21 protein-coding genes and 1 tRNA gene are annotated in these 26,023 nt (G+C 45.6%); 12 read left to right on the forward strand and 10 right to left on the reverse strand.

The window, feature by feature from the left end; translation table 11 throughout:
• The first annotated feature begins 11 nt into the window (after window positions 1–11).
• Window positions 12–1,304, forward strand: a complete 1,293-nt coding sequence (gene hemL / locus Q4Q46_RS01625; protein WP_311905051.1) for a glutamate-1-semialdehyde 2,1-aminomutase — start codon at window positions 12–14, stop codon at window positions 1,302–1,304.
• 112 nt (window positions 1,305–1,416) lie between these two features.
• Here the strand turns inward: hemL and Q4Q46_RS01630 are convergent, their stop codons facing one another.
• Window positions 1,417–1,614 (reverse strand): hypothetical protein, encoded by a 198-nt coding sequence (locus tag Q4Q46_RS01630; protein ID WP_006080737.1) that lies wholly within the window; start codon window positions 1,612–1,614, stop codon window positions 1,417–1,419.
• A gap of 551 nt (window positions 1,615–2,165) precedes the next feature.
• Here Q4Q46_RS01630 and nhaD point away from each other — a divergent pair.
• On the forward strand, window positions 2,166–3,413 hold the full coding sequence (gene nhaD / locus Q4Q46_RS01635; protein WP_311905052.1) for a sodium:proton antiporter NhaD: 1,248 nt from the start codon (window positions 2,166–2,168) through the stop codon (window positions 3,411–3,413).
• A 147-nt stretch (window positions 3,414–3,560) separates the two neighbouring features.
• Here nhaD and Q4Q46_RS01640 read toward each other — a convergent pair whose 3' ends face one another.
• The gene (locus Q4Q46_RS01640; protein ID WP_311905053.1) at window positions 3,561–4,679 is read right to left on the reverse strand and encodes a general secretion pathway protein GspB; all 1,119 of its coding nucleotides are present in this window, start codon (window positions 4,677–4,679) and stop codon (window positions 3,561–3,563) included.
• Window positions 4,679–6,352 carry an ExeA family protein gene (locus Q4Q46_RS01645; protein ID WP_311905054.1) on the reverse strand — a complete coding sequence of 558 codons (1,674 nt, stop codon included), beginning with the start codon at window positions 6,350–6,352 and terminating at the stop codon, window positions 4,679–4,681. Before Q4Q46_RS01645 ends, Q4Q46_RS01640 begins: the two co-directional genes overlap by 1 nt.
• Before the next feature lie 178 nt (window positions 6,353–6,530).
• On the opposite strand from Q4Q46_RS01645, the gene Q4Q46_RS01650 reads away from it, so the two are divergent.
• Together Q4Q46_RS01650 and Q4Q46_RS01655 are read left to right on the forward strand one after the other, a co-directional pair.
• On the forward strand, window positions 6,531–7,781 hold the full coding sequence (locus tag Q4Q46_RS01650) for a multifunctional CCA addition/repair protein (protein ID WP_311905055.1): 1,251 nt from the start codon (window positions 6,531–6,533) through the stop codon (window positions 7,779–7,781).
• 233 nt (window positions 7,782–8,014) lie between these two features.
• Window positions 8,015–8,281: an Lpp/OprI family alanine-zipper lipoprotein gene (locus Q4Q46_RS01655; RefSeq protein ID WP_006080732.1), complete on the forward strand. Its 267-nt coding sequence runs from the start codon at window positions 8,015–8,017 to the stop codon at window positions 8,279–8,281.
• 621 nt (window positions 8,282–8,902) lie between these two features.
• Here Q4Q46_RS01655 and Q4Q46_RS01660 read toward each other — a convergent pair.
• The 4 genes from Q4Q46_RS01660 to folB all read right to left on the reverse strand — a co-directional run bounded on the left by Q4Q46_RS01660 (window position 8,903) and on the right by folB (window position 11,605).
• Window positions 8,903–9,745 (reverse strand): putative RNA methyltransferase, encoded by an 843-nt coding sequence (locus tag Q4Q46_RS01660; RefSeq protein ID WP_311905056.1) that lies wholly within the window; start codon window positions 9,743–9,745, stop codon window positions 8,903–8,905.
• Window positions 9,746–9,862: 117 nt separating this feature from the next.
• Entirely contained in the window at window positions 9,863–10,663 is an 801-nt protein-coding gene (locus Q4Q46_RS01665) for an undecaprenyl-diphosphate phosphatase (RefSeq protein ID WP_311905057.1), read from the reverse strand.
• Window positions 10,664–10,681: 18 nt separating this feature from the next.
• On the reverse strand, window positions 10,682–11,185 hold the full coding sequence (folK, locus tag Q4Q46_RS01670; RefSeq protein ID WP_006085038.1) for a 2-amino-4-hydroxy-6-hydroxymethyldihydropteridine diphosphokinase: 504 nt from the start codon (window positions 11,183–11,185) through the stop codon (window positions 10,682–10,684).
• A gap of 69 nt (window positions 11,186–11,254) precedes the next feature.
• Entirely contained in the window at window positions 11,255–11,605 is a 351-nt protein-coding gene (gene folB, locus Q4Q46_RS01675; protein WP_006080728.1) for a dihydroneopterin aldolase, read from the reverse strand.
• 264 nt (window positions 11,606–11,869) lie between these two features.
• Here folB and plsY point away from each other — a divergent pair, with 264 nt between their 5' ends.
• Window positions 11,870–12,481, forward strand: a complete 612-nt coding sequence (gene plsY, locus Q4Q46_RS01680) for a glycerol-3-phosphate 1-O-acyltransferase PlsY (RefSeq protein ID WP_006080727.1) — start codon at window positions 11,870–11,872, stop codon at window positions 12,479–12,481.
• Window positions 12,482–12,576: 95 nt separating this feature from the next.
• Here the strand turns inward: plsY and tsaD are convergent, their stop codons facing one another.
• Entirely contained in the window at window positions 12,577–13,593 is a 1,017-nt protein-coding gene (tsaD, locus tag Q4Q46_RS01685) for a tRNA (adenosine(37)-N6)-threonylcarbamoyltransferase complex transferase subunit TsaD (RefSeq protein WP_311905058.1), read from the reverse strand.
• 216 nt (window positions 13,594–13,809) lie between these two features.
• Here tsaD and rpsU point away from each other — a divergent pair, with 216 nt between their 5' ends.
• The 5 genes from rpsU (at window position 13,810) to Q4Q46_RS01710 (ending at window position 18,589) form a co-directional block, all read left to right on the forward strand.
• Window positions 13,810–14,025: a 30S ribosomal protein S21 gene (gene rpsU, locus Q4Q46_RS01690; RefSeq protein ID WP_006080725.1), complete on the forward strand. Its 216-nt coding sequence runs from the start codon at window positions 13,810–13,812 to the stop codon at window positions 14,023–14,025.
• 6 nt (window positions 14,026–14,031) lie between these two features.
• Window positions 14,032–14,475, forward strand: a complete 444-nt coding sequence (locus Q4Q46_RS01695; RefSeq protein WP_006080724.1) for a GatB/YqeY domain-containing protein — start codon at window positions 14,032–14,034, stop codon at window positions 14,473–14,475.
• An 83-nt stretch (window positions 14,476–14,558) separates the two neighbouring features.
• On the forward strand, window positions 14,559–16,283 hold the full coding sequence (gene dnaG / locus Q4Q46_RS01700; protein ID WP_311905059.1) for a DNA primase: 1,725 nt from the start codon (window positions 14,559–14,561) through the stop codon (window positions 16,281–16,283).
• Window positions 16,284–16,418: 135 nt separating this feature from the next.
• Window positions 16,419–18,257 (forward strand): RNA polymerase sigma factor RpoD, encoded by a 1,839-nt coding sequence (gene rpoD, locus Q4Q46_RS01705; RefSeq protein WP_106649811.1) that lies wholly within the window; start codon window positions 16,419–16,421, stop codon window positions 18,255–18,257.
• A gap of 255 nt (window positions 18,258–18,512) precedes the next feature.
• Window positions 18,513–18,589, forward strand: a tRNA-Ile gene (locus Q4Q46_RS01710).
• A 241-nt stretch (window positions 18,590–18,830) separates the two neighbouring features.
• On the opposite strand, the gene Q4Q46_RS01715 is transcribed toward Q4Q46_RS01710, so the two are convergent.
• Both Q4Q46_RS01715 and mak read right to left on the reverse strand, forming a co-directional pair.
• Window positions 18,831–20,951 carry a methyl-accepting chemotaxis protein gene (locus Q4Q46_RS01715; RefSeq protein ID WP_106649789.1) on the reverse strand — a complete coding sequence of 707 codons (2,121 nt, stop codon included), beginning with the start codon at window positions 20,949–20,951 and terminating at the stop codon, window positions 18,831–18,833.
• A 229-nt stretch (window positions 20,952–21,180) separates the two neighbouring features.
• Window positions 21,181–22,077, reverse strand: a complete 897-nt coding sequence (gene mak, locus Q4Q46_RS01720) for a fructokinase (RefSeq protein ID WP_106649788.1) — start codon at window positions 22,075–22,077, stop codon at window positions 21,181–21,183.
• A gap of 749 nt (window positions 22,078–22,826) precedes the next feature.
• Between mak and Q4Q46_RS01725 the strand changes: the two genes are divergently transcribed.
• On the forward strand, window positions 22,827–24,380 hold the full coding sequence (locus Q4Q46_RS01725) for a peptide MFS transporter (protein ID WP_006085023.1): 1,554 nt from the start codon (window positions 22,827–22,829) through the stop codon (window positions 24,378–24,380).
• Window positions 24,381–24,913: 533 nt separating this feature from the next.
• Entirely contained in the window at window positions 24,914–25,921 is a 1,008-nt protein-coding gene (locus tag Q4Q46_RS01730; protein WP_311905060.1) for an LLM class flavin-dependent oxidoreductase, read from the forward strand.
• The last annotated feature ends 102 nt before the right edge of the window (window positions 25,922–26,023 follow it).

The raw sequence follows: 26,023 nt of genomic DNA on the forward strand, positions 1-26,023 counted from the left end.
AAGGACTCAACATGACCCGTTCCGAAGCGCTATTTGAACAGGCTAAAAAAACCATCCCCGGCGGCGTTAACTCTCCGGTTCGTGCATTTAATGGTGTAGGCGGTTCGCCCCTGTTTATTGAAAAAGCAAACGGCGCTTATATTTACGATGCCGATGGCAAAGCTTATATCGACTATGTCGGTTCTTGGGGCCCGATGATCCTCGGCCACAATCACCCTAAAATCCGTGCTGCAGTATTAGCGGCGGTGGAAAATGGCTTGTCTTTTGGCGCACCAACAGAACTTGAAGTGCAAATGGCCGAGAAAGTCATCTCTATGGTGCCTTCTATCGAGCAAGTTCGTATGGTGAGCTCTGGTACAGAAGCTACGATGAGCGCCATTCGTTTAGCACGCGGTTTTACTAATCGTGACAAGATCTTAAAATTCGAAGGTTGTTACCACGGCCATGCGGATTGCCTGTTAGTTAAGGCAGGTTCTGGCGCACTAACTTTAGGCCAACCTAGCTCACCCGGTATTCCAGAAGATTTCGCCAAGCACACCTTAACGGCTGTGTATAACGACTTAGATTCTGTAAGAACCCTGTTCGAGCAGTATCCAACTGACATTTCTTGCATCATCATCGAGCCCGTTGCTGGCAACATGAACTGTATTCCACCTATCCCAGATTTCCTTCAAGGTCTGCGTGATATTTGTGACGAGTTCGGTGCCTTAATGATAATCGACGAAGTGATGACAGGGTTCCGCGTATCACAAAGCGGCGCTCAAGGTTACTACGGCGTTACACCAGACTTGACCACGCTTGGTAAAGTGATTGGTGGCGGTATGCCAGTGGGGGCCTTCGGTGGCCGTAAAGATGTGATGCAGTTTATCGCGCCTACGGGTCCGGTTTACCAAGCGGGAACGTTATCTGGTAACCCAATTGCGATGTCAGCAGGTTTGGCGCAAATGGACGCCCTATGTGAAGCAGGTCTATACGAAGAGTTGAGCGCGAAAACCAAACGTATCGCCGAAGGTTTTAAAGCGGCAGCTGACAAGCACGGTATTCCAATGGCGATCAACTATGTTGGCGGCATGTTCGGTTTCTTCTTCACAGAACAACCGGAAATCACCCGTTTCGACCAAGTGACCCAATGTAATATTGAGCAGTTCCGTATTTTCTACCACGGTATGTTAGATGAAGGCGTGTACTTGGCACCGAGCGCTTATGAAGCCGGTTTCCTGTCTATGGCCCATGGCGAAGAAGAAATGCGCTTGACCTTAGAAGCGGCTGACCGCGTATTAGCGAGCATGAAAGCGGCAAGCTAAACCTAGATCTTAGGGCTGCTACACCTTAAAAAAACAAAGGGACGCAATAGCGTCCCTTTGTTTTTATTAAATTTAATTAGCTTTACTTAGATTCAGTTAGCTTTATTTAGCGTTAGTAGCTATCGGACTTTTTAGAACCTAAAGCCGATTTAAATATTATCGCCGCCACAACCAGCTGTATGGTCAAATTGATATGCTCAATAGCGAGCTCAGGCTGACTCATCACACCCAGCGCAATAAGCTGCTTGCCAGAATACGTTAACCAAACCAGTGAGCCCAAAAGCAAAAGGCTCCGGATAACAAATGTCATTTACATCTACTCCAAAAACACAACATCCCGTGTTAACACAACATCCTGTGCCCAGATAAGAAAACAGCCACAAGATAGCGCTCACTTTGTATCCAGTCAAGATTTTGGCAAAGACATTTTTGTGACACGCGAATCAATTAAGCCATTGTGGCCAATAACAGGGGAAAGTGTGGAAAAACGACTCCACTTTGGCCTCTGCATTCATGGATCTCTTCCTGAACAAAAATTAATTGAAGGATCGACAAACTGACTGCTTAGACTTTAATCGTAGATCTCACTTTTAACGCGGTAATCAAATCAAACAATATAGTCAATCACACTAACAAAAATTAAAGTACCGATATATAAAACCAGTTTATCGCTAAAACGCATGGGATCAACATCACAAAGCAGCGGTAAATTGAGTCACAGCTAACAGTTGCGTTCTTTAGCCCATTATGTTCTGATCCGCACGCGCTAACACGGCTAGCTTAACTCAGCCTTGATATGCCCAATCTTTAGGTTGACTCAAGTCGCCCTACGACATTAAAACAGCAGTTGGAATTGCAGTTATGTTAAATACCTTTCTCATCATACTGGCCGTGCTCGCATTGCTCAGTATTATTTTCGAAGAAGTGACCCACCTTAATAAAGCAAAAACCACCTTATTCTTTGGTTGTATCTCTTGGATAGCGCTGTTTATGGCTGCTGGTGAACCGGCCCATGAGAAACTCGTTGCTCATCAACTCAATGAAAATTTGCTCGAAATTGCCACACTCTGGCTCTTTCTGATGTCGACCATGACCTTCGTCGCGTACTTGAACGCTAAAGGCATGATCCAAATCATGGTGCAAAAGCTGTTCCCGCAGAAAGTGTCGGTGCGCATGTTGATGATCCAAGTTGCCCTGTTCGCACTCGTGCTCTCGGCATTTTGTGATAACGTCACCGCGACGTTAGTGTCATTAGGCTTATTAACCACCTTTAAACTCGACAAGCAAATGCGCCGCAGAATGGCAGTGTTGATTATCTTCGCAGTGAACTCAGGCGGTGTCGCTTTGATCACCGGCGATGTAACAACATTGATGATCTTCTTAGGCGGCCATGTGCATATGTCTGAACTGCTGGTGTTGTTTATCCCATCGGCCGTGAGCGTGATTTTGTTGGCGACCCTGTTCTCACTCAAAGCCGAAGGCGTGGTGAGCACGACCCCCATCAAACACACCTATCAAACCGTTGATGTCATGATTGCCCTCGTGTTCTTCTGCACGATTTTAATGACCATGTTACTGAACATATTATTTGGTATCCCGCCAGTGCTGACCTTCCTAACGGGTCTGTCAATCATGTTCCTGATTGGCCACACCACACGTAGCGATAAAGAAGAAATCAAAATCCTTGAGTATATTCGCCAAGTTGAATACGACACCCTGTTGTTCTTCTTAGGTATTTTACTGCTCGTGGGTATGCTTAAAGAAATCGGCACCTTAGACATGCTGACCGAAGCTTATACTATGTTTAATCCAAACATCTCTAACTTCGTCACAGGTATGGGTTCAGCCTTGATTGATAACGTGCCATTAACAGCTGCATTGTTAAAAGCAAGCCCTGTGCTTAATACCCCTGAATGGCTTGGCTTGACCTATAGTGTCGGCGTGGGTGGTTCACTGCTGATTATCGGTTCAGCATCGGGTATTGTGGCCATGAGTAAAGTAAAAGAGTTAACGTTTGTGAGTTATTTGAAATACGTTCCAGCACTTTTCCTTTGCTACAGCGTCGGTTACGCATTGACCCTATTCTTAGCCTACAGACTGTATAATTAAGTAGAAATTCATTAAGATCAAAAAAGGCGCCTAGGGCGCCTTTTTCATTTTTACTCTTTAGCTATGGCTAGCACATTTTTAGCTATGGCTAGCACAAATAACCGCAAGCATTGCTCATAGTGCCAGAGTCAATTTCGTATAACCTGGTTAGATTGCAGGTACTTTAAACTGAGTGCCTTGAATATCTAACACTATGTCACGTGGACGAATGGAGATAATTTTCAGCTTACCCGCAATCATATCCCCTTCCTGTAACTCTGCACCGTCCACATTCAGCCACCTTTGGGTCGGATCGCTGGAATAAACATGGGCGACAATATTAAATTCAGGCACTTGCAATTGCAGCCCAGCAGGTAGTTGGCCGTATTTAGGGATATCATCCACAGCTGTCTTAGGGATAGGATCTAATTTTGCTTCAGTGACATTTGTCTCCGCCGCATTGGTGTATTCCACATCCTTTAACGCATTTTGAAAGGAAGCCACTAACTTATCTTCATCGCGACTTTTGTTGGTCTCTAAACCGACATCTTCCGCCGCCGCACTCACTTGCTGACGCAGCGCCTCCAAGCTCGCAAGACCCGACTCATTGGCATTAGCACCTAACATCATAGTTTGCTGTGTTTGCGTGTCCGCAGGCATAGAGGCAACTTCACGACTTGCGGCATCCACTTGGGCAGACGTTGCCATATAGTCCCCGTAGCTGGAATCACTATAGCTAGGGTCACTGTTTTGAGCAGCATTGCTGTTAGTAACCTTGTAACTTTGAGCTGCATTGCTGTTCATATTCGCGCTAGAAGCCTGAGCCGAGTTTGCTACACCCCCGCCCTGATATTGCGATGATGCAGTCAACTCGGGCAAAGTCTGTGCCCGAGGCAGCGCCACTTTTCCGGCGAGTCGAACACCTGTATTAGCACTGCCCTCAGATTGCAACTGAGCAACCGATTCTGTCGAGGCAGTCTGAAGCGCACTTTTAGCCACTATCGAAGCTGGTAAGGAAGATGCAGTTGGTGGCAATACCTTTGCCACTGCCACATTGTTAGTTGAAGCATGTTCGGTTGAAATGTGTCGAGTTTGATCCCAAACACTTAATCCCCAAGCGACGCCAATTCCGGCGGCGACTGCGACGACAAGTAAAGACAGTTTACCTATCGGCACGCCTGATTTACGTGGCTGCGGGTAATTAGCCCTTGGCGTCATCACCGCATCGGGTAAAGGCGATTGTTGCTGTTGTTTATTACGGGTCACGGCATCGAGTAAAATGGACATCAGCTGCGCGCCCCATTATCTGTTAAACGTGGACCTTGCTGACTTAAATACAAATTTAATCTCACTAATGTCTGATTTCCGGCAATACCATCGGCTTTTAAGCCATGCTGACTTTGGAAGCTTTTAAGATCATTTTCCAGTTGCACATCGAATTGATTGACCCTGCGAGTATTGCGATTATTCACATGGGCTAAGGCATTCTCTAACCATTGCAGTTGACCTGGACTCGATTTTTGACTGATATCCATCATAGGCAAATTAGGTGCTTGCCATAGGATTTCGAAGGTGCCACTGAAATGTTGATTGAACCAAGCTCTATCAACCCACAGTTGTTGTTCACCTAACTGCATCAGCAACTGCTCGCCATCCACCGCAATCACAGCGCCATAAAAATCCTGTTGGTTGTCATCAACCAAATACACTACAGCTGGATAATTAAGCCGAGTCAGTGACATCCAGTTACCCTGCTGCTGATAACAAGACAATCCTTGCTCAACCGCAGATTGGCAGGCGGTTAAGCCTTTATAGGGTACTTTGCCCCACACGCTGAACAACCCCGCAAAGGCGGTATCGATATCGCGACTCTGATTAATCGCATCATTAAGTAAGCGCTGATTGGGATCTGGAATAGACACCTGACTGCTTTGCTGATCTACGGGTTGTACTAACTTGCTCATTCCTTCGGTCGCACTCAAAGCTTGAGTGTTTGATGCAGCAACATTTGCTGACGTTGACTCAAGGGCCATACTAGACGCTGACGCGGCATTGACAGGCTTGTCGGTAAATAGCCAATAGGAAATACCAAAAGCGACAAATAACGCCGCAGCGGTCGCTGTCGGCCAAAGATACCTATTCTGAGTCGGCTCCTCTTCACCTAATACTTCAGCCGCTGCTTGCCGCACCATATGATGATCGATGGGCACCCGCGATTGCGCATAGCCCGCCATCAGCGAGCGTTCACATAAGAGGTTAATTAATCGAGGGATGCCGCCACTGTACTTTTGCAACACCTTAACGGCTTTGCGGGTAAACAAAGGTTCAAATCGTCCCGCGACTTGCAAGCGATGCAACACATAAAGAGCGATTTCATCTTCATTTAGCGGTAATAAATGGTAGCGAGCGGTGATCCGCTGGGCTAACTGACGCAGCTCTTGGCGCTTCAATAACAGCTGTAATTCTGGCTGACCGATTAAAATGACCTGCAGTAACTTCTTAGTGTCCGTCTCAAGATTGGTCAGAAGGCGCAGTTGCTCCAGCACTTCAGGGCGTAAATGCTGCGCTTCATCGATAATGAGCACGGTATTACGACCTTTGCTGTGATTGTCCAATAAAAAACGACTCAAGTGGTCGGTCAACTGCTTGAGTGTGGGATTGTCGCCGTAGGAAATCTTAAGTTCATCGCAAAGCGTGGCGAGCAACTCGAGCTCTGTTAGCGATGGATTAAGGATAAATGCGGTGTCGGTATTATCGGGCAATTGCCCAAGTAAACAGCGAGATACCGTCGTTTTACCCGTGCCAACTTCCCCTGTTAGCAACACAAAGCCGCCCGTTTCCCCTAACCCGTAGGTTAAATGGGCCAACGCCTCTCTATGCCTATCACTCAAAAATAAATAATGGGGATTGGGTGCAATCGAAAAAGGGTTATCGCTGAGTCCGTAAAAGGCCTTGTACATACCACCAATCATCCTAATTTAAAAATAACGCCCCACGTTAAAGCGTCCCAATGTTATTGTCAAAATATCCGCAACATCAATGTGACACATAAGTGCGCAAATATCTCGCGACGACTTTATCTATCACCTTAATGGGCATGATAAGCTATGTTTATGACACATTAGCCGAATCTTGCCTGTGAAAATATATCTCGTCGGCGGTGCTGTGCGTGACAGCCTGCTCAATCTCCCTATCAAGGACAAAGATTACCTCGTCGTTGGTGCGACTCCAGAACAAATGTTGCAACTGGGATACCGCCAAGTCGGTAAAGATTTCCCAGTATTTCTGCATCCTAAAAACCAACAAGAATATGCGTTAGCCCGAACAGAGCGAAAAATTGCACTGGGTTATGGTGGTTTTAGCTGCCATGCCAGTCCCGATGTGACTCTAGAACAAGACTTGTTGCGCCGAGATCTGACCATCAATGCTATCGCCCAAGATGAAAAGGGCAACTTATACGATCCTTTTAATGGCATTGAGGATATTAACGCGCGCCTATTGCGCCATGTATCGGATGCTTTCGTTGAAGATCCACTTCGCGTATTGCGTGTCGCCCGCTTTGCCGCAAGGTTTCATGCCTTAGGATTTCACATTGCCGCAGAAACTCTGGCACTGATGCGCCAAATTAGCGCAAGCGATGAACTTAATGCGTTAACAGCGGAGCGAGTCTGGCAAGAAGTCGATAAAAGTTTAGGCGGACCTCACCCAGAGATCTTTTTTGAGGTCCTGCACCAATGTGGCGCCCTTGAAGTGCTCTTTCCCGAGATATTTGCCTTATTTGGCGTCCCTCAACCAGAAAAATGGCATCCTGAAATTGACACCGGTGTGCATACTTTAATGGTGCTCGCCCAAGCCGCTCTTCTCACTGAGGATAAAAGCGTTCGTTTTGCCGCTCTCGTACATGATTTAGGCAAAGCCCTCAGTCCAAAAGAGCATTTACCTAAACATCACGGTCACGGCCAAAAGGGCTTGCCGCAGATAAAAGCGCTCTGCACCCGTTTACGAGTGCCGAACGAAACCCGCGATCTGGCGTTACTGGTCAGTGACCAACATCAGAACGTTCATCAGGCCTTCGAGCTTAGAGCCGACACGATCGTAAAAATATTCGATAAAGCTGACTTTTGGCGTAAGCCCGAGCGCTTAACGCAGCTTATATTAGCCTGCATCGCCGATATGCGTGGTCGCACAGGATTTGAAAACAACCCCTACCCTCAGGGTGAGTATTTAACTCAATGCTTCCTTGCCGCCAATAATGTCGATATTGCCGCCATTATTGCCGCAGGTTTCCAAGGCGCAGAGATAAAGCAGGCGTTAAATTTACGTCGTATTGAAGCGGTCAGTCAGTTTAAACAAAAAATGCAAACTAAACTGCCGACGGATGAACGGTAATTTGTAAAGGATTTGTAAGTGGTGCATCACTTTATAGTGAAAAATGCCCTCCTTTACGATTAGAAATGTCGATATAACTTATAAAAAAAGCTTTTAAAAAAAATTTATATGCCTATAGTGGTTAAACACATTAATATTCGTAGCAAATTAAAATAGCTATGTCATAATTAGGCAGTTTCGCTTACAAAGTAACGGAACATTCAAATCCAACCTATTTTAAGGGATTTTTTACAATGAACAAAAAAGTACTGATGATTGCTGGTTTAGCAATGACTGCCCTACTAGGTGGTTGCGCGAACACTACTGCTCTGGAAGAAAGCGTTGCAACTCTGGGCAACAAAGTTGATCAATTGTCAGCTGATGTTGGTTCTCTGAAATCAGAGCAAAGCAAACTGTCTGCAGACGTTAAAGATGCAAAAGCAGCATCTATGGACGCACAAGCAGAAGCTAAACGCGCAAACGACCGTTTAGACAACGTTGCTTCTCGTTACAAGAAGTAATGAAAGGTAATTTAGCTTACTATTTAGTAAGTTAAGACAAAAGGCTTAAGAAAGATGAAAGCGATAAGCACATCAATCTAAGCCTTTTTTTATACCTGTCATTCAATACATTGGTACTCTAGATTGTCAGTCCACCAATACAAAAGTGCTAAATTGACTTTAAATTTCCAAACGTATCTTTAAAGCCTATCCTCAATCCCCTTAAAAAAAGTTAACTTTTGTATACACCTTTATAAACGGATCCCATTCATCTTTTAATTAAAACCTTCGTTATTTATCTAAGCTTCTCATTAAAACTTTTGAGCATTCTTAAAGGTCAGTCTCGCTTATCTTAAAAATGTTTTTTATAAAAGAATAATACGGCTCCTCTAAAGAAGAACTATTGACAAAAATCGAGGCTACATGGGAAACAAAGGCAATAAGAAGGTTGTATTTGTCACAGAACAAATAGGCCTAAAGTTAAAAATAATAACACCTTCGGCCCATCCAACATAAAAACAACATAAAAACGTCAAACAGAATCATAGACTTGAGTAAAACTGCCTTATTAGACATCTCAAAACCATCGAGCCAAGCCTATGAATTGGTTTAAAATTAACCGCATCAACTGCAGGTTTTAACCTATAGCAACTCACTTACACGTTGATGTGCTAAGACTAATACATAGTCAATTTCCAGTGACTCAAAATGATTAGCTTGAATATCGTGCTTCATCTTGTCATTTGCTCGCCATGCATAAGGTGCCATATCCAATAGCGTTAATGCCTGTTCACCAGTAACAGATAAGGTAAAGCTCAGTGTCTGAGTCTCCTTTACCGATAATGCTGAGGGTAAATTCACTTTGAAAGGCTTTTCGACTAAGTCAGAATAAATATATTCCCTGAGTTGCCATAGGTGTCGTGGCCCAGGCATAACCAGTAACATGGTCCCATCGTCTTTCAATATCCTAACAGACTCTTTTCCCTTTAACGGCCGATCAATAACAGTAATAAAATCCACACAATTATCGGCAAAGGGTAATTTTTTAGAGGAGCTTAAACACAAGATCCCAGGAGTCAGCGCCTTCGCGGCAGCAAAAATGGCATTTTCTGCGTCCGCTACGCCCACGTACTGGACGTTTAGCAAATTTTCGACCTCAGCCAACTTGGAAGCTAAAGCTCGCAGGAAGAAACCCTCAGCGCACTCGTAATCCAATAAACAAGCATCAGGTTTGATAGATCCAGTGATTATCTCAGCCAGTTTATCGATCAAAGGCGAAAAGATGCCTGATTCGAGCAGAAAACGCTTAGCTCTAACTTGCTCGCGCGAATCACCAGTCGGCTTTTGGCGTTGTGGTTTAGTAAAAACCCAATAGCCTTGCTCATTCCGATCGAAGTGATGCTTATTGACACAATAAAAACCTTGGGAGGCTTTGTGTTGTTTTAACGCAAGTCCGCAGGTTGGACACTGATATTCGAGACCCATATAAAGCTCCAAAAATAAGTTAAGCTTCAGAAAATGAGGAAGCTCCAAAAACAAAAATCGGGTACATGACCCGATTCTATTATTTATTATCTCACTATGATGACTAAACTCGCGTGGCTAGAAGAAGATAAATCCACACAAGATGGCACCCAGTGCTAAACGATAGATCACAAACGGGGTCATTCCCATGCGGCTGATGATTTTTAAGAAGTAATGAATACAGGCATAAGCTGCAACAAACGAAATCAGAGTTCCTAGGATTAACGCTTGATAATCAATCGGAAGCTCACTTTTCGCCAGATCTTTACCCACTAAAATCGCCGCGCCTAAACTCACAGGAACTGACATTAAGAATGAAAAGCGGGCCGCTGCATCACGACTTAAGCCTAACATTAGCGCCGCTGTCATAGTGGCACCAGAGCGCGAAGTCCCTGGGATCAAGGCCAATGCCTGCGCGAAACCAATTAACAAGGCTTTACGCCAGCCCGTCTGATAAACCGTTAAATCGCGGCGCGACATCTTATCGGCCCACCACAACAATAAACCAAATACGACGGTAGTGACCGCGATGACCTCAGCATTACGTAGGTGAGTTGCGATAAAATCCTTTGCCAGAAAACCAAAAAACACCGCTGGCAAGGTCGCCAGAATAATCCACCACGCCAGCTTGCTGTCTTCGGATTGTTGACCTCTGAAAATGCTCGCAATCCAAGCATTAAACATAGTCCATAACTCATGCCTAAAATAAATCACCACAGCAAATAACGAACCGGTATTCACCGCCACATCGAAGGATAAACCTTGATCTTCCCAGCCTAAAAGCTGTGCGGGTAAAATTAAGTGGGCAGAACTAGAAATAGGCAAAAACTCGGTTAGCCCTTGAATAAGCGCTAAAATAATGACCTGAAACGTATCCATGACAATCCTATCAATAAATTAAAACGTCAGCCCTGGGGGCCATTCAAACGTCACAGGCCAAAGTCGCTGTGAATTTTTGTCATACTCTTGCCACAAACTTGCATAGCTTTTATCTACCACGGGATGAATCAATTCCGGCGCTAACTCAGCTAAAGGCCATAACACAAAGGCATTATTGACTATCTCAGCACGGGGCAGCACAACAGGCGTTTGGCATACCACATGGTCATAAAGCAGCAGGTCTAAATCTAAGGTTCTTGGGCTAAATTTCTTCGCCCCGGCAAGCCGGCCGTGATTCTGCTCGATTTGCTTAAACTGTGCAACTACCGCCGCTATATTAAGATCCGTTTCAGCGCTAGCAACCATATTCAAAAAGTTAGTGCCACTGAAACCTACCGCTTCACTTTCATACATAGAAGAGAGGCGCAGCGGCCCGAAACACGCTCGCAGCGATGTTAATCCTGCTTGCAGATGCTGTTCAGGCTCGATATTGCTACCCAGACTGATATAAATACGTGCCATGCTAATGTCCGATTTATCTGAAGATAAACACTATTTCTCAATCAACAGCGCAGTTGATCAAGTACTCATCTAACGTGAACGTTCAATCTCGACGCCAACCGAAGCTGCAGTTGCTACCGCGCCTGGCTTCATCACGACAACTTTCACCCAAGTCACGTTAAATTCTTGAAGTAGGCAATCGGCCACTCGCTCGGCAACCGTTTCGATTAACTCGATTGGATGCTCAGTAACAAGTTGGGTTAATCGATTGGAAACTGTCTCATAGCACAGCGCATATTGATAATCATCCGTCGCTGCGGCAGGTTTATTATCCCACGCCATGTCTAAGTCTAATAACAGGCTCTGATGGATTTTCTTTTCCCACTCATAGACACCAATCACAGTATCAATGCGTAATTGCCGTATAAGTACCTTATCCATGCTTTCTCCAACTAACGACTATGAGGTCTGATAAGCTAAAAGCGATCCTAGCTGTATAATCCGCAATCTTCTGACAGATAACTAATTTACTTTCTACTCGAACCAATCCACAGTAGGATAACGCCCTAAAAGGATTTGCTCATTCAGAGAATATCTCAGCCCTAACTAGGCGAGTTATCGCACAAACCTATAGCGGGATTGGCAACTGGGTCAGCTTTTTAAATTGTTGCGCGATAATACCTTAAGACGCGTAAGGAAACCAATGTGAGTCCATTAACACAGACACTTTTGATGATTTTGGCCGCCTACTTAGCGGGTTCAATCTCAAGTGCCGTGCTGGTTTGTAGGATGAGAGGTCTACCCGATCCAAGATTGCAAGGTTCAGGTAATCCAGGCGCCACCAATGTACTAAGAATTGGCGGCGCGAGTTCGGCTGCCATGGTGTTGTTTTTCGACATGCTCAAAGGTGCCGTGCCTTCTTATTTAGCTTATCTCATGGGCATAGATGCAGTGTCACTCGGGCTTATCGCCATCGCCGCATGCCTTGGGCATATTTATCCGGTATTTTTTGGCTTTAAAGGCGGCAAAGGCGTTGCTACCGCCTTTGGCGCTATGGCTCCCATCGGCGATGATTTAGCGATTTGCTTAATGGCATCTTGGGTCGTCCTATTGTTAATTAGCCGATATTCGTCCCTTGCCGCCATTCTTACCGCTTTACTGGCGCCCCTTTATACTTGGTGGCTAGACGACAGATTCACCATTCCCGTTGCCATGTTGTCGACACTTATCATCATTCGCCATAAAGACAATATTCAGCGCTTACTCAAGGGTGAAGAATCTAAAGTGTCACGCAAGAAGCGTCCTAAAAAATCTTAAGATGACATTACTCCCAATAAAATTACCCCAATAAAAAACTGCGCTAAAAGCGCAGTTTTTTATTTCAGCATCAATACATCGGCATCAAAGGCGTGTTATGCCACAGGTGGCAAGGTATCTAATGGCCATCGAGGTTGACCTTTTACCGCTAAATCTTCGTACTGCCCCGCCTTTAAACGCTGCAATCCAGCAAAGGCAATCATGGCGCCGTTATCAGTACAGAACTCACCGCGAGGATAAAATACTTTTCCACCTAGAGAGCCCATCATTTCTGCCAAGGTTTCCCTTAAGCGCGTATTTGCACTCACGCCACCGGCAATCACTAAGCGGTTATAGCCAGTTTGCTTCAGTGCGCGGCGACATTTAATCGCTAGCGTATCGACCACGGCTTCTTCAAAGGCACGGGCAATATTGGCGCGCGTTTGCTCATCGTCAGGTTCAGCAGCAATGGTATTGGCGGTAAAGGTTTTTAAACCCGAAAAACTAAAGTCGAGTCCTGGTCTATCGGTCATAGGTCGCGGGAATTTATACCCTGCAGGTAAACCTTTAGCAGCAAGCTTTGCTAAACGCGGACCACCGGGATAATCCAGCCCCATTAACTTAGCTGTTTTATCGAATGCTTCACCCGCGGCATCATCAACAGACTCGCCTAATACTTCATAGCGGCCAATTCCATCGACTTTAACCAACATAGAATGGCCACCAGAGACCAATAAGGCCACAAAGGGGAACTCAGGCGCGTCATCTTCGAGCATAGGCGCCAGTAGATGTCCTTCCATATGATGCACACCGATAGCAGGCTTGTCCCAAGCAAACGCCAGTGACCGCCCTACACAGGCGCCGACAAGCAAAGCACCAATTAAACCTGGGCCCTTGGTGTAGGCAATCCCGTCGAGATCAGCCATTTCAGTATTTGCATCTTTCAGCGCTTGACGAATAAGCGGCACAATTTTGCGCACATGGTCACGTGACGCCAGTTCAGGCACCACACCACCATAGTCAGCATGCAGCTTAACCTGACTGTATAAAGTGTGCGACAATAAGCCCAGCTCATCGTCATAGACGGCGATACCTGTCTCGTCACAGGATGTTTCAATACCTAGAACCCGCATGGTGTCTCATCAATTGCTAACTAAAAGGGCGCTAATTCTACCTGCAAGTGCTCGATTACTCCAGCCGCACAAGCCATATTGAGTACACTATAGGACTAAGCTCAGTTTTAGGGCTTTACAAGCCTAGGTGTCTCGGTATAAAATTCCGCACCATTTTAAATAGACTTGGTTCGAGCAATTGAACCAGAACAACCTACACCTAAGGGGTGATGGCGTATGCCAATTATTAAAGTACGTGAAAACGAACCATTCGACGTAGCTCTGCGTCGTTTCAAGCGCTCTTGTGAAAAAGCTGGTATTTTAGCCGACGTGCGTGCTCGTGAATTCTACGAGAAGCCAACTACTGCACGTAAGCGCGCAAAAGCAGCTGCAGTTAAACGTTTAGCTAAGAAGCTTTCTCGCGAAAACGCACGTCGCGTACGTTTATATTAATCTCATATGAGCCTAATTGATCAGCTAAAAGACCACATGAAGCAGGCCATGATCGCCAAAGAGAAGGCGCGCTTGAGCACTATTCGTATGGCATTAGCCGCCATCAAACAGATTGAAGTGGATACCCGCGAATCTCTGACTGATGAACAGGTTATAGCGGTCTTAACCAAAATGGTGAAACAACGTCGTGACTCGATTGCTCAATTTGAAGCAGCGGGTCGTAACGAGTTAGCCGACGTGGAAGCAGCAGAGATTCAAGTTATTGAAGCTTTCCTGCCTACCCCTCTTACAGAGGCGGAAGTCGCGGCGCTCATCGATGCAACTATTGTAGAAGTAGGTGCATCCGCCATGGCGGATATGGGCAAAGTAATGGGAGCATTGAAATCTAAAGTGCAAGGACGTGCAGACATGGGCGCTATCGGCGCTATGATCCGTGCAAAATTGCAATAATTAGCGTTTCACTGTATGAACAAGCCGTGCCTATGCGCGGCTTGTTTGTTTAAATTCGCGCAAGGCGGGATTTTAAGCACTCAATGGCAATACCTCGTGATTTTATCAATGAGCTAATCGCTCGCACTGACATAGTCGAACTTATCGATCGTAAGGTGCCCTTGAAAAAGGCGGGTAAGAACTACTCGGCCTGTTGTCCTTTTCATAGTGAAAAATCACCTTCGTTTACCGTCAGCCGTGATAAACAGTTCTATCATTGCTTTGGCTGCGGTGCTCACGGCAACGCCATCGATTTTGTGATGGAGTATGACCGACTCGATTTTATTGATGCCATTGAAGATTTGGCGGGCCAGCTTGGATTAGAGGTTCCCAGAGAACAAGGCACAGGCAAGCGACATGATGACGGTTTAAGTCGTGACTTATACCAACTCATGGAAGAAGCGAGCCTTTACTTTCAAAACCAACTTAGACAACACCAAGATAAACAAAAAGTTATCGATTATCTTGCCTATCGCGGTTTATCCGATGATGTAGTCGAACATTTTGGTATTGGCTTTGCGCCAGACGGTTGGGACGGCTTATTGGGCCGCTATCGTCAGAATCAGGATGCGCAGGATAAATTACTCACTGCGGGTATGTTAATTAGTAACGACAGTGGTAAACGTTACGACAGATTTCGTGACCGCCTGATGTTTCCTATCCGCGACAGGCGCGGACGAGTCATTGGTTTTGGCGGCAGAGTTTTAGGTGATGGCACACCCAAATACTTGAATTCTCCAGAAACGCCCATATTTCATAAGGGCAATGAGCTTTATGGTCTTTATGAACTAAAGCAACGCCATCGCGATCCGGACAAAGTGCTGATCGTTGAAGGCTATATGGATGTGGTGGCATTGGCGCAATTTGGTGTCGATTATGCCGTCGCGTCATTAGGCACTTCGACTACAGCGGAGCAATTTCAGCTTTTGCTGCGCAGCGCTAAAGAAGTGGTTTGCTGTTACGACGGTGACAGAGCGGGTACTGAAGCGGCTTGGCGTGCCTTGGAAACGGCATTGCCATTATTAAAGCCAGGCGATCAAGTGCGATTTATGTTCCTGCCTCAGGCCGAAGATCCTGATTCTATGGTACGTAAGATTGGTAAAGATGCATTTGAAACCTTAATGGTTTCAGCCATTGCACTACCCGAGTTTCTATTTGATACGTTAGCGACAAAATACGGTACAGATAAAGGCAACTTAGCGAAACAAGCTTTTATCTTAATTGAAAAAATTCAAGACACTGTGCTGCAAAATTTACTACTTGAGAACTTAGCTCACAAGTTAGGAATGAACAGCTCAGAAGATATGAAAAAGAAGCTAGGCTTTAGCGTGAAACAAGCTAAACCAATGGCAAATAAAGGATTAAAAGGACGCGGTACACCCTTGCGACTCGCCATCGCATTGCTAGTACAACATCCTAAACTGGGTATGGGTTTACCCCCACAACCCGCACTCGCCCACTTGCAGATGCCAGGCATAGAATTGCTGCCACTGTTATTGGAGATGACTCGAGAGCAAACGTTAAACAGCGCACAACTACTTGAACAATTCAGAGAGCACCCTTATAGCGGCACTCTGCATAAATTGGCCCAATGGGACCATCAAGTGGCGGATGAAAACTTGCTCGAAAAGTTTAAACAAACCCTGGTTTGGTTGAACAATCAATATATTGAACAACGATATCAGGAATTGAGTCTAAAACAGACTCATACTAAAGAAGAGAAGATGCAGCTCTCGAAGCTGATCTCAGTCATGAAAGGGTTAAACTGAGGCAAAAATGTCCTCATTCACTGTCCCAGTGACTAGCACAGACATGTGCACACGGCTATAATTGACGATTTGCGCGGCACTTAGCTTATGCTAAGTGTCCGTCGTTGTAACAGTTTCCCAACTTGGATGATATCTATGGATCATACTCCGCAGTCGCAACTTAAGCTGTTGCTTGCCAAAGGTAAAGAGCAAGGTTACTTAACCTATGCAGAAGTGAACGATCACTTACCTGCAGACATGGTCGATTCTGACCAGATCGAAGATATTATCCAGATGATAAATGACATGGGTATCCGGGTATTCGAAGAAGCCCCAGATGCCGATGACATGATGATGTCGGAAGACAACACAGACGAAGATGCCGCTGAAGAAGCCGCTGCCGCACTCGCAACAGTAGAAAGCGAACTTGGCCGCACAACCGATCCCGTGCGCATGTACATGCGTGAAATGGGTACCGTTGAGCTTCTGACCCGCGAAGGCGAAATTGTTATCGCCAAACGCATCGAAGAAGGCATCAACACAGTTCAAAGTTCAGTCGCCGAGTACCCGCAAGCGATCGCGATGATCCTTGAGCAATTCGACCAATTTGAAGCCGACGAACTGCGCCTATCTGATATTATCTCTGGATTTGTTAACCCGGACGAAGAAGACGTCGCACCGACAGCAACTCACATCGGCTCAGAATTATCTGAAGAAGAGCTGGACGATGAAGATGACGAAGATGATGACGAAGACAGTGAAGATGAAGAAGAAGGCAACAAAGGGCCAGATCCTGAAGAAGCACGCGAAAGATTCGCTCAACTGAGAACCGCCTACGAAAGTGCACTGAAAATTATCGAAGCTAAGGGCCGTGAACACCCAGAATCGGTAAAAGCACTATTCGAAATTGGTGAAATCTTCAAAGAATTCCGCTTAGTACCTAAACAGTTTGACCGTTTAGTAAAAAGCATGCGCACTATGATGGATCGCGTGCGTGTTCAAGAACGTTTAGTGTTAAAACTATGCGTTGAACAAGCCAAAATGCCGAAGAAAAATTTTGTTAAATTCTTCACTGGCAACGAAACCAACCTCGATTGGTTCAACACTGAAAAAGCCTCAACTAAACCTTATGCCGAAGGCCTAAGAATGGTTGAAGACGACGTGATCCGTTGTCGTACTAAGCTTGCAGCAGTTGAAGAAGAAACCGGCTTAGCGATTTCAGCCATTAAAGACATCAACCGTCGTATGTCAATCGGTGAAGCTAAAGCCCGCCGTGCGAAGAAAGAAATGGTTGAAGCAAACTTACGTCTGGTAATTTCTATCGCGAAGAAATACACCAACCGTGGTCTGCAATTCTTGGACTTAATCCAAGAAGGTAACATTGGCTTGATGAAGGCCGTGGATAAATTCGAATACCGTCGTGGTTACAAGTTCTCGACCTATGCAACTTGGTGGATCCGTCAGGCGATTACTCGTTCTATTGCCGACCAAGCGCGTACCATTCGAATTCCAGTACACATGATCGAAACGATCAACAAGCTGAACCGTATCTCTCGCCAAATGCTACAGGAAATGGGCCGCGAGCCTTCTCCTGAAGAACTGGCTGAGCGTATGATGATGCCGGAAGATAAGATCCGTAAGGTACTGAAAATCGCCAAAGAACCTATCTCCATGGAAACTCCAATCGGTGACGATGAAGATTCGCATTTAGGTGATTTTATCGAGGATACGACCCTCGAACTACCACTGGACTCAGCGACCAGCGAAAGCTTGAAAAACGCCACACACGAAGTGTTAGCAGGTCTAACCGCCCGTGAAGCGAAAGTACTGCGTATGCGTTTTGGTATCGATATGAACACTGACCACACTCTTGAAGAAGTGGGTAAGCAGTTCGACGTAACCCGTGAACGTATTCGTCAGATTGAAGCTAAGGCACTGCGCAAACTGCGTCACCCTTCACGCTCAGAAATCTTAAAATCATTCCTAGATGAATAGGCCGTTACCAGCCTAAAGTCAGCTAAGTAAGATTTGAAGCCCTGCCTATGCAGGGCTTTTTATTGCCTCTCATACGCTAATATCGACATCAGCACAGTATCGAAGCCCTAAATTTAGGCGACGATTACATTTAAGTTGATTAACAGATAACCAATTGAATCAGTTGTGTGTATTTCAAGCCAAAACACGGGTGACAAGCGTAAGTAAGCTTAGTATACTTCCACCCGCTTCAGGTAATGACGATTACCTTAAGTCGGCCCCTTAGCTCAGTTGGTTAGAGCACACGACTCATAATCGTTAGGTCCACGGTTCAAGTCCGTGAGGGGCCACCACCCGATTCAACGAAAAAGCCCATTGAAAAATGGGCTTTTTTGTATCTAAAAAATTTATCCTGCTAATCACAGTATAATCACCATGCATATACAGCTGGCTCGCTGACTATTTTATGGCTTCTGCCTATGTATTGTTAGTTAACATCACCATAAAGATAGGCCCTTTGATCAGTGTTTAACCAGCAGCACAATCAAAGAGCCTAATTAAAATCAATGCATTAATTTAGTAAATCTCTACGTACTAGGTTTTTAACTTACCTAACTGCTCATGCTGCTGCTTCACTAAGTTTGCGAGAACCACACTGCTTTGCTGTGCTTCGCCCGCAAGACGTGCAAGTTCGGAAGCCGAATCAGAAATGCCGGTGATATTACGATTAACCTCTTCAGTCACTGCGCTCTGCTCTTCTGCGGCGGCGGCAATATGGGTCACTTGACCTGAGATTTCCCCAATCTGACTCACCATTGAGTTCAATGAGTTTAACGCTTGCTCTGTTTGAGAGACGGCCATTTGTGCCCGCTCAGCACCTTTATCTATGATGCCAGAAGCACTTTGGACTTCTTTCTGTAGTGCATCGATAAGGGTACTAATGTCGTTCGTCGAGCTTTGAGTCTTAGATGCCAGTGCACGGACTTCATCAGCCACCACAGCAAAGCCCCGTCCCTGCTCGCCCGCCCTTGCCGCTTCAATTGCCGCATTGAGCGCTAACAGGTTAGTTTGCGCAGCAATGGAGCTAATCACCTCAAGAATACGGCTGATGTTCATGCTGCTGTCGGCGACTTTACTCACCGCTAGCTTAGCCTCCATTGACTCCTGAGACATAGTCGCGACGAAATCCATTGCCTTTGTCAGGCTCTCTTCACTGTGACGAATATTGCGCGACATGGCTTCAGTTTCTGCAGCCGTTTGCTCTGATGCCTTAGCAACCTCAAGTGCGGTGGCACTCATTTGGTTCACAGCCGTTACCACACTCTCAATTTCGCCGTACTGGCGGTTCACACTGTCACGGGTGAGCTGGGCAATTTTGGCAGAGGCTTGGCTTTCTTCCTGAGAGCGACTTGCAAGCGTTTTAAGTTCGGCAATCAAATCCTTAAGTTTATAAATAAAGGAGTTAAAACCTTTCGCTAACGCAATCAATTCAGCGTGCGAATCAACCTCAATCGATTGTGTTAAATCGCCATCGGCACTCGCAAGATGTTCCACTCGGCCTTGGATCAGCTTCAAAGGTGAGATAATGCTACGGATCACTAAGCTAATGGTAATTACAGCGGCAATCGATACCACAATCCCCACTATCAGCAGCAAACTGCCTAAAGAGGTCGCCATCTCATCCATATCATTATTAAGCTCAATTGAGCTTTTATAGGCCTGTGCTGTCGGCACTTGGATAACCAAGGACCACTCGGCATTCGCTAGCGGGATCTTAATGGGGTAGGCAACAATAATTTCATCATCGTTAACCATATAGCCGGAATTCTTGTGCAAGGAGATAATTTGCGAGGCGAGAGTTGAATTTATCGACTCAGCTAAGGGGCGCGCCTTTTTACTGTAATGACTGGCTGCAACCACTAAACCGCGGGTGCTCAGCAAAGTGACCTTCGCTTGTCCATCGTAGAGGCTTTTGGATAACTTATCGATAAGGGTTTGAAACACGGGCAAGTTTACATCTACACCGACTACACCGATAAATTGCTTATGTTTAAGCACAGGCACTGTCAAGGAGGTCATTAACGCTTTGTTGCCTGGAGTGATCTCGTATAAGTACGGCTCCATTAAACAGGGCTTTAAGGTTTCTTTACCGCATAAATACCATTCTGCATCGCGGATCCCAAACTCATTTAAGCTAGTGAGGTACTTTTCTGCCGAATCTTCAACTTGGTTATGCTCCACTGTGCCATCGTCATTACGAGTGTAATAGACCTCTAGCGCACCCGATGTCGCCACACTGTGGCTAACATTCACATTCAAAAACTCACTGTCGAGCCCATCATAACCATTAGGTTCGAACTGGGCATACATAGAAGAAACTTGCGCATTCTTCTTTAGTACTGCCGCCACTGCGAGTTCTAAGCGGTCGCGTTTTAAAGGTAATTCATCGGCTGTGCTTTCCAGCATACCCGCAAAAGAAAATGGAATACGATAAGCTTCGTTGATAAATCCAGCGACCATTTCGCCATATTCACCGGCGCGAGCTTCGAGTTTATCCCGCGTTTCAGTTTGTAGGGTATTTTGAACTTGATCAGATAATTGCGCGTTTTGAGCCGACAGTGTCCACCATAAACTGATAGATAAAATAGCCACTATCGATAAAAATAATGCTGATGTAATCCACAACAACTTAGTACTGATGGACAAATGCTTCATCGAGTAAACTCCCAAGAAAACGACAATGGCGTAATTATTTTGATCTCATTCATTTTTATACTTTCTAGCCAGCATTAAAAATAGCACTTAGCATAAGAATTACCAGCACTTAAGATAAAGATTTGCTAATGAAATGTAAAACTTTTGAATGACTAAATCAAAAAAGGCCGAATTCAAATAAATGAATTCGGCCTTTAATTTCAAACACTATTTCAAATTAAGTCTAAAGTTAGCGTCCCCACAACCAAGCAGCACCACGCACGCCCGATGAAGCGCCATAACAGTTTTTAACAACCGGAGTGTGACACTCACGGCCAACCACATATAGTGGTAAAACTTTTGGCAATTCAGTGTAAATGGCATCGATATTAGAGACTCCACCGCCAAGGACGATTACATCAGGATCCATCATATTGATCACATGGGCCAATGAGCGGGCTAAACGATCAATAAAGCGATCAAATGCTTGAGTCGCCAACGGATCGCCTGCTTGCATCATTTGGGCGATTTCAATACCACTGTCAGCGACACCACCTGCGGCGCGAAAATCGCGTACAAAGCCCGTGCCAGATATAAAAGTCTCGATGCAGTCTCTGTTACCACAAAAACACGTCGTGGTATTAAATTCATCGGCTTTCATCCAAGGTAAAGGATTATGACCCCACTCACCGCCGATACCATTACCACCATCATGCACTTGGCCTTTGATGGCGATACCAGCGCCGCAGCCAGTACCAATAATGGCGCCAAAGACCACAGACTTACCAGCAGCTGCGCCATCGACCGCTTCTGATACGGCAAAACAGTTCGCATCATTAGCGATTTTCACCTTACGGTTTAATCGAGCGCCCAGATCGACATCGAGGGGATGACCATTGATCCACGTTGAATTGGCATTTTTAACTAGGCCAGTAAAAGGAGAAATCACCCCTGGAATACCTATGCCTATCGTGGCGGTTTGTTGCAGGCTCTCTTCGACTTCTGTCACGAGTGCGACTAACGCATCGACTGTCGCAACATATTCTCTTGGCGTTGGGATGCGTTTACGAAACACTTCTTTACCAGCGTCATCCAATGCGACTAACTCGATTTTTGTGCCGCCAAGATCGATACCAATTCGTAACATCAACTTACTCCATCTCAATATATTTAACGCAAATCGGCTCATTAACAGCTTGATACATTCCTGTAAATGTAGGGACTCTACGGAAGTAAAAATCTTAATTTTAAAGTTATCTAAATTAGGATAGCCAAACGCACTATGCCCTCTGCTCTAACACAATCAACCTCAATATAATCAAAATAGGTTAGTTGATAAATACTTACCATTATCAGTTTATCTATTAACACAGCAACTGATGGAAAGGTTAAAACTCAAAATAATCATGCTAACGTGACGAGCTGCCGCTAAAAATGAGCCATATATCATTATCTTCTCACAAAATTACGGTTTAAATTGTTGCCAATTCTGCATTCTCTGTTTCACATTAGCGGACTGTCGAATGAGTTAAATTCAGGTCTTTCAACTGACAATGTTAAGTCGCTTTCTTAAAAGGCCTTGTTAAGTTTATCACTCGAACGTATTGAGTTGATAAGATAATAACTATGTCTGAAAAAATTAAACCCTCAGTCCGCTAACTGAACGATACATAAAGCTTTATGTGTGGCTGACGCTGACGACCTAAGTTTTAGCAGGGTTTATCTGCGCGCCAAAAATCGTTGTTAACACCGCCCAAAGCCTTAAACACACATTAAAATTTATCAATTCATTTGTAACAAAGTCTGTTTTGCCAGTCTCTGCCATTGGTTTGCTTGGGTTATCGCCTTATACTTTTGAGCTCAAATATTAAAACAACAATGTTGGAAGCAAGCGATATGACTATTGGGACTGCTCCGGTAAGTAAAACACATTCATTTATGACTGTGTCTCTTATCGAATTATGGGAACGCTTTGGTTATTACGGCATGCAAGCGCTGATTGTGTACTTTATGGTGCAGCGCCTTGGCTTTGATGACTCACGGGCAAACTTAGTATGGAGTGCCTGTGCGGCGCTCATTTATGTATCACCGGCGATAGGTGGCTGGGTTGGGGATAAGATCCTCGGCACTAAACGCACTATGCTGCTCGGCGCGGGGATTTTGTCTCTGGGTTATGCGCTGATGGCCGTACCCACTGAAAATACGTGGTTTATGTTTTCGGCGCTCGGTGTGATTGTGGTCGGTAACGGCCTGTTCAAACCCAATGCCGGTAACTTAGTTCGTAAAATTTACGAAGGTGACGATTCTAAAATCGACAGTGCGTTTACCATCTATTATATGGCGGTCAACGTTGGCTCGACCTTCTCTATGTTGCTGACGCCTTGGATTAAAGATTATGTCAACGCCCAGTATGGCAACGAGTTTGGCTGGCATGCCGCCTTTGCCGTGTGTTGTGTCGGCATATTGGTGGGTTTAGGCAACTATGCACTTATGCGTAAGAGTTTAGTCCATTACGGTTCTGAGCCTGATACTCGCCCAGTGAACAAGAAAAGCCTCGCGATAGTATTAGCTCTGGCCGCGTTGTCAGTAGTAGCTTCGGCCATTATTTTGGAATATGAAGCGGTTGCCCGTGTCTTTGTTTACGCCGCTGGCGTAGCCGTATTGGCCATTTTCTTCCACTTGATCCGCACCAGCGAAACCAGTGAACGAGCGGGACTGATTGCGGCGCTGATCCTCACAGTTCAAACCGTGTTCTTCTTTATCTTCTATCAACAAATGTCGACCTCGCTTGCACTCTTTGCATTACGTAACGTGGACTGGGATTTCCAAATTTTTGGTACCCATTTGTGGACTTGGTCACCGGCCCAGTTTCAAGCATTGAATCCATTATGGATTATGGTGTTAAGTCCAATCTTGGCGTGGAGTTATTCGTGGGCGGGTCGCAATGATAAAGACTTCTCTATCGCGGCGAAATTTGCCCTCGGTTTTGCCGTCGTCGCTATCGGCTTCTTTATCTATGGCTTTGCCGGACAATTCGCCGTCAACGGTAAAACTTCTTCATGGATCATGATCTGGGGCTATGCCTCTTACTCTTTAGGCGAATTGCTGGTGAGTGGTCTTGGTCTTGCCATGATTGCCCGCTACGTACCTGCGCGTATGGGCGGCTTTATGATGGGAGCCTATTTCGTCGCCTCAGGTATTTCACAGTATCTGGGCGGTGTGGTCGCTAACTTCGCCAGTGTGCCAAAAGATTTAGTCGATCCACTGCAAACCTTGCCCGTATACACCAGCCTATTTAATAAATTGGGTATCGCGGCTGTGGTTTGTACCTTTATCGCCCTTGCGGTATTACCGCTAATGCGTCGCCTGACTGAGACTCACCATTCACATAATAATACTGAGAATGAAAGTGCTGCGGCATCGCTAAGGGATGTGAAAGCCGAGCAGTAATGCGCGACTGACAATAGCGATTTATCTATTGCATAACATCAACTGCCGATAGCCCTGCTATCGGCAGTTTTTTTATCACTTCACTTAGTTATACCCTTGTGTTGCAACTCATAACCAAATGAGCTGTAGCGAACCTCACCCAATCCCGCAGTGACAGGCCTAGCGCTGAGTTGCTGAGAATAAGATCTTCAGTTCCACATTATCGTCCCTCACGCTGGGATGACTTCACCGTCTCGATTTGTTACAAAGCAAGTATGAACCAAGACGCACTCGGTTTAATAACGCTGCTCAAGTGCAAACTCAAATTGACATGACTAATGAAATAACGAAGGGGAAAAGAGTTAACCGTTCAAGCTTGAGAAGCGCGGTACTTAGCCCCATATCAATAACACTGAATACCTTTTTATTCATCAAGACTGAGCCGTTAACGCTTGTTCTTCGCTATGCGCCTAACAATGCCACTAGCAATGCGACTAACACTGTTAGCAACGCTTGTTTTCGCTAGCAAAAGACGGCAGTCACTTGGAGACACTATGTCACAACCGACATCATTATTGGCCGATATTCCCTTCTCGCTATTGGAACTCGCGCCCATGCGCCAAGGTTCGACTGTGGGTGAAACGCTGCACAACAGTTTGCAGTATGCCAAGGAAGCCGATCGCCTCGGCTTTAATCGTTTTTGGTTTGCCGAACACCACAATATGCCCGGTATCGCCAGCGCGGCGACCTCAGTATTAATAGGTTACATTGCCGGTAATACCCAGCGTATTCGTGTTGGCTCAGGGGGGATTATGCTACCCAACCACGCACCGTTAGTGGTTGCGGAGCAGTTTGGTACGCTAGAAAGCCTCTATCCCGGCCGCATTGATTTAGGTCTTGGTCGAGCGCCCGGCAGTGATCAAATTACCAGCAGAGCACTGAACCGCGATACCAGTCGCGCCGAACAATTCCCTGAAGAAATCAGTGAATTACAAACCTTACTCGGCCCTTACAATGGTCGCCATGCGGTGCGAGCGATTCCTGGAGAAGGCACTAATGTGCCGATTTGGTTATTGGGTTCGAGTCTCTTTAGCGCACAATTAGCGGCGCAGCGCGGTTTGCCCTATGTGTTTGCGGGCCACTTTGCCCCACGTTTTCTTTACGATGCGATTGAAATCTATCGCCGCGACTTTAAACCTTCTCAAGTGCTTGATAAGCCCTATGTGATGTTAGGTTTGCCGCTCGTTGCTGCCGACACTGATGAAGAGGCGCAATTTCTGGGCACGACCTCGAAACAGCGCGTACTGGCGCTTATCCGTGGTCACGAGTTATGGTTAAAACCTCCGGTTGAAACGATGGATGGCTTATGGAGCGCGCAGGAAGAAACCTATGTCGATAATTTCTTAGGTTTATCTGTCATTGGCGGTCCAGCGACGATTAAGCATCGTTTGGAAATGATCGTCAAAGAACTTGGCGTGAATGAGTTTATCTTTACCAATGACTTGTACGACCTTGATAAACGCAAAAAAGCGCTGCAGATCCTAATGGAGATTAAACAGTAGCCATTCAGTAAACTGACTCGTGCTGAAAGCCATTGGCAGTAAAAATGGCAAACGCCAAAACAATCGCCACTTCCATAAAAAATCCCGCCGAAGCGGGATTTT

Origin of the sequence: Shewanella vaxholmensis (assembly GCF_031932135.1) — a bacterium.
Lineage (GTDB): Bacteria > Pseudomonadota > Gammaproteobacteria > Enterobacterales > Shewanellaceae > Shewanella > Shewanella hafniensis.

What these genes read in the sequence shown, in the direction of transcription:
- hemL (WP_311905051.1), top strand. Translation starts at nt 12, where the DNA reads ATGACCCGTTCCGAAGCGCTATTTGAACAGGCTAAAAAAACCATCCCC.
- Q4Q46_RS01630 (WP_006080737.1), bottom strand. Translation starts at nt 1,614, where the DNA reads ATGACATTTGTTATCCGGAGCCTTTTGCTTTTGGGCTCACTGGTTTGG.
- nhaD (WP_311905052.1), top strand. Translation starts at nt 2,166, where the DNA reads ATGTTAAATACCTTTCTCATCATACTGGCCGTGCTCGCATTGCTCAGT.
- Q4Q46_RS01640 (WP_311905053.1), bottom strand. Translation starts at nt 4,679, where the DNA reads ATGTCCATTTTACTCGATGCCGTGACCCGTAATAAACAACAGCAACAA.
- Q4Q46_RS01645 (WP_311905054.1), bottom strand. Translation starts at nt 6,352, where the DNA reads ATGTACAAGGCCTTTTACGGACTCAGCGATAACCCTTTTTCGATTGCA.
- Q4Q46_RS01655 (WP_006080732.1), top strand. Translation starts at nt 8,015, where the DNA reads ATGAACAAAAAAGTACTGATGATTGCTGGTTTAGCAATGACTGCCCTA.
- Q4Q46_RS01660 (WP_311905056.1), bottom strand. Translation starts at nt 9,745, where the DNA reads ATGGGTCTCGAATATCAGTGTCCAACCTGCGGACTTGCGTTAAAACAA.
- Q4Q46_RS01665 (WP_311905057.1), bottom strand. Translation starts at nt 10,663, where the DNA reads ATGGATACGTTTCAGGTCATTATTTTAGCGCTTATTCAAGGGCTAACC.
- folK (WP_006085038.1), bottom strand. Translation starts at nt 11,185, where the DNA reads ATGGCACGTATTTATATCAGTCTGGGTAGCAATATCGAGCCTGAACAG.
- folB (WP_006080728.1), bottom strand. Translation starts at nt 11,605, where the DNA reads ATGGATAAGGTACTTATACGGCAATTACGCATTGATACTGTGATTGGT.
- tsaD (WP_311905058.1), bottom strand. Translation starts at nt 13,593, where the DNA reads ATGCGGGTTCTAGGTATTGAAACATCCTGTGACGAGACAGGTATCGCC.
- rpsU (WP_006080725.1), top strand. Translation starts at nt 13,810, where the DNA reads ATGCCAATTATTAAAGTACGTGAAAACGAACCATTCGACGTAGCTCTG.
- Q4Q46_RS01695 (WP_006080724.1), top strand. Translation starts at nt 14,032, where the DNA reads ATGAGCCTAATTGATCAGCTAAAAGACCACATGAAGCAGGCCATGATC.
- dnaG (WP_311905059.1), top strand. Translation starts at nt 14,559, where the DNA reads ATGGCAATACCTCGTGATTTTATCAATGAGCTAATCGCTCGCACTGAC.
- rpoD (WP_106649811.1), top strand. Translation starts at nt 16,419, where the DNA reads ATGGATCATACTCCGCAGTCGCAACTTAAGCTGTTGCTTGCCAAAGGT.
- Q4Q46_RS01715 (WP_106649789.1), bottom strand. Translation starts at nt 20,951, where the DNA reads ATGAAGCATTTGTCCATCAGTACTAAGTTGTTGTGGATTACATCAGCA.
- mak (WP_106649788.1), bottom strand. Translation starts at nt 22,077, where the DNA reads ATGTTACGAATTGGTATCGATCTTGGCGGCACAAAAATCGAGTTAGTC.
- Q4Q46_RS01725 (WP_006085023.1), top strand. Translation starts at nt 22,827, where the DNA reads ATGACTATTGGGACTGCTCCGGTAAGTAAAACACATTCATTTATGACT.
- Q4Q46_RS01730 (WP_311905060.1), top strand. Translation starts at nt 24,914, where the DNA reads ATGTCACAACCGACATCATTATTGGCCGATATTCCCTTCTCGCTATTG.